Below are 6,321 nucleotides of genomic sequence, written 5' to 3' on the forward strand. Positions count from 1 at the left end.
TTGAACGGCCGCTTTGTTTACTTTTTAGTGGAGGTGGTCCCTCTCAGCTTAGAAATATCTACTTTTGGGACAGCCTCTTTCTGACAACACATCCGGCGCATGAGGCCGTCCGTTTAACGGAAACGGCGTATCGCAGGCAGAGCGAGGGCGGATGCAAGGGCGGCGATGCCAAGCGCGGCGAAGATGGCGATGGCGACAACGCCGCCGATTCCGTCTGCCAGCCAGCCGATGGCGACGAGACCAAAAGGCAAAAGAGCGAACGAGCCCATCATATCGAGACTGGCGACCCGGCCGAACACCTCCTGCGGCACCAGTTCCTGAAGGCTGATCTCCCAGATCAGTCCGAAGATCATCATTCCGAAGCCCTCGGCGGCAAAGAGCGCAATCGCCGCTTCGGGTCCGGGAGCAAGCGGCAGTGCAAGTAGCGCCAGCCCGCTGAGGATCGCGCCTCCGTAGGCCATAACGCCCCGGTGGCGGCGTCCTGCGCCGCTGCCGACCAGAAGCCCTCCGGCAATCGCCCCGCAGCCCGCGCCCGTTACGGCAAAACCGTAAATATAAGGCTGCCAGCCATGATGAACCTTGAACAGCCACGGCAGAAGCACTGTCGTAATGCCCGTGAAGCAGATATTGACGAAGGCAAAGACGATAATCGTTACCCAGAGCCAAGGATGAGAGCGGAGAACGGCGATTCCTTCGCGAAAATCGGCCTTCCAGTCAGCTGTCCCGGCCGTCTCGGTTCCGGCGGCGGTCCCGTTCGCGGTCTCACGGTCAGCCGGAACCGCCAGAGCAGTCTCTGCCGCAGCCGACGAATGAGCGGCGAGGGCGGGAAGCTGCCGGACGAGAGCCGAGCGGAGGTAGAAGAGGAAGAGCAGGGAGGCCAGATAAGTCAGGGCATCCAGCCCGAATCCGAACCCGGCGGACCAGTGGGAGATGAGCAATCCGCCCGCCGACGGCCCGATCAGCCGGATGCCCTGCATGCTGATCTGCGAGACGGAATTGGCGGCAACGCGGATCTCCGGCGTGAACACAGAGGCTCGGACCGCCGAATAGGCGGGCTGAAACAGCCCGTCCATGAGGCCGTACAGCCCTACCAGCACCAGCAGCAGCGGAATGCCGAGCACACTGGTCAATGCCAGCACGGAAGTGGCTCCCATAACCGCGCAGCGAAGAATATCCGCCAGCATCATAATCCGGATACGGTCATAGCGGTCAACGAGATGCCCGGCAACCGGCAGAATCAGTACATTCGGCAGCATGTAGACAGCCATCACAATGCCCATGCGGGTCGACGAGCCGGTCAGCGAGTAGACGAGCACAGGCAGAATGACCAGCGTAATCGAGCTGCCGAAGAAGGAGATCAGGTGGCCGAGCCAGAGGTAACGAAAGGCGGGGGAACGGGTGAAAGGAGCGGCAAAACGCCGCCAGCGCTTTTCCCGGAGAGGCTCTGTCGTTTCGGCGGGAATCACGGGCGTTCACCTTCCTTATCCGAAGAAGCTTCCAACCGCCAGGCAGTGACCTCAAGTCCGTACTCTTCGCCGTCGGTGGCGGCGGCCTCCCAGCGGGCAATCAGTTCCATCATCTCCTGCCGGAACCTGCGGAAATCCGCGTCCGACAAGCTGAGCCGGCTGGTCAGGCGCTCCGCGACCTGCTCCTGGGCAACCGGAAGACGGCTTGCGCCGGAGCCCGGCCAGTTGAACCAGGTGCCTGGAGAACGGTAGAATTTCTGGACAACGCCGCCGGAGACTTCCGTCCGCACCAGTTCCACGAGACCGCCTTCATACAGTTTCTGCAGATGGTAGTGAATGTTGCCGGGCGTTTTGCCGAGCCGGTCCGCCACCTGTTTCGAGGTAAGCGGCTCGCCCGCAAGGGCGTGCATAATCTTGACGCGCAGCACGTTCTCCAGCAGCCGGGCCTGCTCTTCCGTAATCTGGAGCACAGAGCTATCCTCAGGGAGCTTATTCATGAATCCTCTTCCTCTCCGGGAACGACGCCTATGAAGCCTTGACGCTTCAGGCATATCGATCTGTAAAATAGTTCGATCTGTAATACAGATCGTTGTCGGTTCCAGCTTAACGGAGCGAAACGCCTCCTGTCAAGACAAGGGAGGGCTCCCCTTCCGGGAACATGGCAATCAGCGGACGGATCATATAAGATTAGAAGGGTAATGCGTCCGAATGCTGCGTGTACAAAGGGGGAGTTGTCCATGTTCCGGCGGGATTACATTGTCCGCATGATCGAAGATATGACGGCTATGGTAGCCAAGGTATTCAGCCTGAAGCAGGAGCGCAAGACAACGGAAGCGCTCTGGGAGATCGACGAGCTTCTGAACCGGCATTTTCGCCTCAATTCCCGATTGCTCAATTCCCTTTCGGTCGAAGATGTGATCGCCATGTTCCGGCTTGGCGGAACGCTGGAGGCGGACCGCCTTCAGGGCGCTGCCCGGATGCTTCAGGAGGAAGCGCTGATCTATGATGACAGAGGGCGTGAGGACGAGTCCCTTCCCCGCTGGATGAAGACCCTCCATTTCTATTTGGCCGCCCGGGAGAACGGGGCCGATACCGGACTCATCGGGCTGGATGACGAGATTGACCGGGTGCTTGCCCGGGTGAACGGTCTGCTGTTGCCGGCCAAGACCGAGAGGCTGCTCGTCCCTTATCTGGAAGAGCGGGGGCGCTACGCCAAGGCGGAGGACGCGCTCTTCCGGCTGGCGGAGCAGGGGGAGGACGCCGCGGCTATGGGCCGCAGCTTCTATGGCAGACTGGCGGCTGAGGACCCGGACAAGCTGGAACAAGGCGGACTTCCGCTGGAAGAAGTGGTTCAGGGAAGCAAAGAGTGGGAGCGGTTGTACGGACAAGGGAATACCGGAGAAGAAGAGAACGGACAAGGAGAGGAGAAGGAACCATGAGCATCCCTCTATATATTGTTGACGCTTTTGCCGCAGGGCCTTACACGGGCAACCCTGCGGCCGTATGTCTGCTGGACAGGGCTCCGGACGAGCGGTTCATGGCCCTGACCGCTGCGGAGATGAACCTGTCGGAGACCGCCTTTGCATGGCCTGAAGAAGAGGGATACCGGCTGCGCTGGTTCACGCCCGAGACAGAGGTGGAGCTGTGCGGGCATGCCACTCTGGCAACCGCACATGCGCTCTGGGCATCGGGAAGATTGAGCCACGACGACCCGGCGCTCTTTCATACCCGGAGCGGGCTGCTGACGGCCATCCGCTCCCCCGAAGGCGGAATTATTCTGAACTTCCCTGCGTATGAACTGCTGCCGGCGTCGTATCCGGGGATGGCCTCCGCGCTCGGCGTGGAGGATTCCGAATTGGAGGAAGTGCGGACTTACGGCTCCAACGCGCTGGCCGTTCTGTCCAGCGAGCGGGCAGTCCGGGAGCTGTCGCCCGATTTCGCGGCCCTGCGGAGCCTTCCGGTCCACGCAGTGGCCGTAACGGCCAAAGGCCCGGACGCGGAACGGGGCGGAGAGGCCGGAGCCTATCATTTTGTCTCCCGGTTCTTCGCTCCGGCCATCGGCGTGGAGGAGGATCCGGTAACCGGCTCTGCCCATGCCGCGCTGGCTCCCTACTGGTCATCGCGGCTGAATCTTGACTGCATGACCGGCTATCAGGCGTCCCGCCGGGGAGGGACGGTCGGAGTGCGGCTGGAGGAAGGACGTGTACATCTCACCGGCCAGGCGGTTACCGTCGTAAGGGGCGAACTGCTGACAGACGTTCCGCTTGCTTCTCCCGACGGAAGCGGCGCCACGATTCGGAATTGAATGAAAGCGAGTGTATGCATGTGGAATCTTTAACGGAATTAATTAACCGCTTGATCGGCGGGCGGGCTCTAATTGCGGCAACGCTCAGCCAGCTTCGCCGCAAGGAAGGCGCTCTGTATACCAAGGTAGCCGTGAAACCGGTTGAACTGAAGGATGGCCTGCGCTATCAGTTCGCGGGCTATACGGATACCCAGGTGCAGCACCGGAATCTTACGCCCCAAGAAGCGGCGGACGAGCTGAGTGCGCTGCTTGCCGGGACATACCGGCAGGCGCTGTTCTGTGCGGCTGATTCCGATTACCAGGTGCTCATCAGCAAGAAGAACAAGGCGGCGATTCTGAAGAAGCCGGCGACGAAGCAGGCGGCGCCGGATCTGGCCCATAACCGGCGCAAGCAGTATGTGCTGGAAGAAGGCGAGCCGGTTCCTTTTCTGGTGGAACTGGGCATTATGAATGCCGAAGGCCGGGTGCTGGCCAAGAAGTACGACAAGTTCCGGCAGATCAACCGCTTCCTGGAGATGGTCGAGGATGTGCTGCCGCATTTGCCGCAGAACCGCCCGCTCACCATTGTCGATTTCGGCTGCGGCAAGTCCTACCTGACCTTTGCCCTGTATCATTATCTTGCCGTCCGAGAAGGACGCGAGCTGAATATCGTCGGCCTTGACCTGAAAGCCGAGGTCATCCGCCACTGCAGCGAGCTTGCCGGCCGGCTAAATTATGGCCGGCTGAAATTCCTGGTCGGCGATATCGCCGAATACAACGAGCTGGAGCGGGTGGATATGGTCGTGACGCTCCATGCCTGCGATACCGCCACCGACGCCGCGCTCGACAAGGCTGTGCGCTGGGGCGCCTCCGTGATTCTCTCGGTTCCCTGCTGCCAGCACGAGCTGTTCGGCCAGGTAGAGAGCGAAGTGCTGGAGCCGCTGCTGTCGCACGGCATCCTCAAGGAGCGCTTCTCGGCGCTCGCCACCGATGCTATCCGCGCCAAGCTGCTTGATGTTATGGGCTACCGGACTCAGCTTCTGGAGTTTATTGATATGGAGCACACGCCCAAAAACATCCTGATCCGCGCCGTCCGCGGTCCAGCAGGAAGCGAGCCGGAAGCGGGAACCGGACCGGGGAGACTTGCTGCCTGGCAGGAATACCGGGCTTTCCGCGATTTTCTCGGAGTCCGTCCATATCTGGAACGGGCCTGCGCCGACCTGCTGCCTTCGACCGGAGAGTAAGGAGAACAGGCACCCGCTCGGAACGAACATGAAGGCCGCTGCTGAAGCGGCCTTTTTTGCTGTGCTTATCAAGGCGGCTCCTCGCCGCCTGTTGAAAGACGCTGCTTCGGGCAAGACTGGTAGAACGTCTACAAGAACAGGGAAGGAGGGAGGAAGCATGAGATTGAAGCAGAGAGCTATAGCCTTGGACGCTGCGCGGCTCTGCGGAGCTCTGGCCGGAGCGCTGCTGCTTGGAGCAACGGTGAATGCCGGATTCTACTTCCCGTCCGATCTCTATCCCTGGGCCGCTTGCTGGCCGGCCTGCGCGTTCTTTGCCGTGTGGCGGGTACAGGCTGAGCGAAGAACGGCGAAGCGGAGAGCCCGGCAGGGAAGCGCCGCCGGAAGGGTGCGGAAGAACGGGGGTTCGGAGAATGGAGTGCCGAGAAACAAGTATCCGAAGAACGGTGATTGGGCGAAGAGAGATCCGGAGAACGACGATGGGGAAAACAGAGATACGGAGAACAAAGTTTGGTGGGAGGACAGCGATCCGGAGAACGGTGATTCGGTAAAAAGGCTCCCGGAGAACAGGACTCTGCGAGCAGACGTTCCGGCAGCAGACGTTCCCGCAGCCGGCCCGCAGGCTGCACAACCACAACCGCCGGCAGTTCGCCGGGCGGCCCTCTGCCGCGGCATGCTGCTCGCCTGCCCGCTGAGCTTGGCCGGATGCTATGCGCTGGCTTGGCTCCGGGGACCCGTGTCAGCCCAAGGAACGATGAATGAACTGCTGCGCTGGAGCCTTTGCGCCGCCTTCGCCGCAGCGGTGCTGGCTGCTTCGCGGAGCCGGGAGGGCCGGCGGTTGCTTCTTCTGGCCTGGCACGGCACCGGCCTGCTGCTGGCCTTGAGCGGCCTGCTGGCCGTCTGCGCCGGTCTGCCGCTGCCGGGAGCGGTGCTTCGCTCCTCCTCGCCGGAGATCAGCACCGCCGGAGCCCGGCTCGGCGGGCTCCTCCAGTATCCCAATACTTACGGCGCGCTGATGGCCGCCTTTGCCCTCGAGCGGCTGCTGGCTGCCGCCGAAGCCCTGCTTCCTCTCGCCGCAGCCGGCCCGACCGGCCAGCCGCAGAGCGGCGGGAAGAAGCCGGGACGGCGGCAGGACAGCGGCTTCGCCGCTGCCGCCGCGGCCTTGCTGACGCTCTTCCCGTATGCCGCCGCGCTGCTGCTGAGCGAGTCGCGCGGCGCCTGGGCCGCCGGCGCGGCCGGACTGGCCGCCGCGCTCTGCGTGCGGCCCCGCCTGGCGGCCCCGGTGCTGGCCGCCGGCGCGCCGGCGGCGCTTGCCGCAGCGCTGCTCTGG

Annotated in this window: 5 protein-coding genes and 1 pseudogene; 4 read left to right on the forward strand and 2 right to left on the reverse strand. The window is 62.5% G+C overall.

Going from position 1 to position 6,321, the window contains the following annotated elements; all coding sequences use genetic code 11:
• Positions 1-113: 113 nt before the first annotated feature.
• Both RBI05_RS19115 and RBI05_RS19120 read right to left on the reverse strand, forming a co-directional pair.
• Positions 114-1,463 (reverse strand): MFS transporter, encoded by a 1,350-nt coding sequence (locus RBI05_RS19115; RefSeq protein WP_310552206.1) that lies wholly within the window; start codon positions 1,461-1,463, stop codon positions 114-116.
• Positions 1,463-1,963, reverse strand: coding sequence for an ArsR/SmtB family transcription factor (locus RBI05_RS19120; protein WP_150458825.1), 501 nt, complete (start codon positions 1,961-1,963; stop codon positions 1,463-1,465). The genes RBI05_RS19115 and RBI05_RS19120 overlap by 1 nt, the downstream gene beginning before the upstream one ends.
• 240 nt (positions 1,964-2,203) lie before the next feature.
• Here RBI05_RS19120 and RBI05_RS19125 point away from each other — a divergent pair, with 240 nt between their 5' ends.
• The 4 genes and pseudogenes from RBI05_RS19125 to RBI05_RS19140 form a co-directional block, all read left to right on the forward strand.
• Complete coding sequence (locus tag RBI05_RS19125; protein WP_310552203.1) at positions 2,204-2,905, forward strand: DUF6483 family protein; 702 nt, start codon at positions 2,204-2,206, stop codon at positions 2,903-2,905.
• Positions 2,902-3,771: a PhzF family phenazine biosynthesis protein gene (locus tag RBI05_RS19130; RefSeq protein ID WP_310552204.1), complete on the forward strand. Its 870-nt coding sequence runs from the start codon at positions 2,902-2,904 to the stop codon at positions 3,769-3,771. Before RBI05_RS19125 ends, RBI05_RS19130 begins: the two co-directional genes overlap by 4 nt.
• A complete protein-coding gene (locus RBI05_RS19135) occupies positions 3,768-4,994 on the forward strand; it encodes a class I SAM-dependent methyltransferase (protein WP_408638350.1) in 1,227 nt (408 codons plus the stop codon). The genes RBI05_RS19130 and RBI05_RS19135 overlap by 4 nt, the downstream gene beginning before the upstream one ends.
• 157 nt (positions 4,995-5,151) lie before the next feature.
• A pseudogene (locus RBI05_RS19140) lies at positions 5,152-6,321 on the forward strand (hypothetical protein); the annotation flags it as partial.

Source organism: Paenibacillus glufosinatiresistens (assembly GCF_031470375.1).
Taxonomy (GTDB): Bacteria; Bacillota; Bacilli; order Paenibacillales; family Paenibacillaceae; genus Paenibacillus_AQ; species Paenibacillus_AQ glufosinatiresistens.

What these genes read in the sequence shown, in the direction of transcription:
- RBI05_RS19120 (WP_150458825.1), bottom strand. Translation starts at nt 1,963, where the DNA reads ATGAATAAGCTCCCTGAGGATAGCTCTGTGCTCCAGATTACGGAAGAG.
- RBI05_RS19125 (WP_310552203.1), top strand. Translation starts at nt 2,204, where the DNA reads ATGTTCCGGCGGGATTACATTGTCCGCATGATCGAAGATATGACGGCT.
- RBI05_RS19130 (WP_310552204.1), top strand. Translation starts at nt 2,902, where the DNA reads ATGAGCATCCCTCTATATATTGTTGACGCTTTTGCCGCAGGGCCTTAC.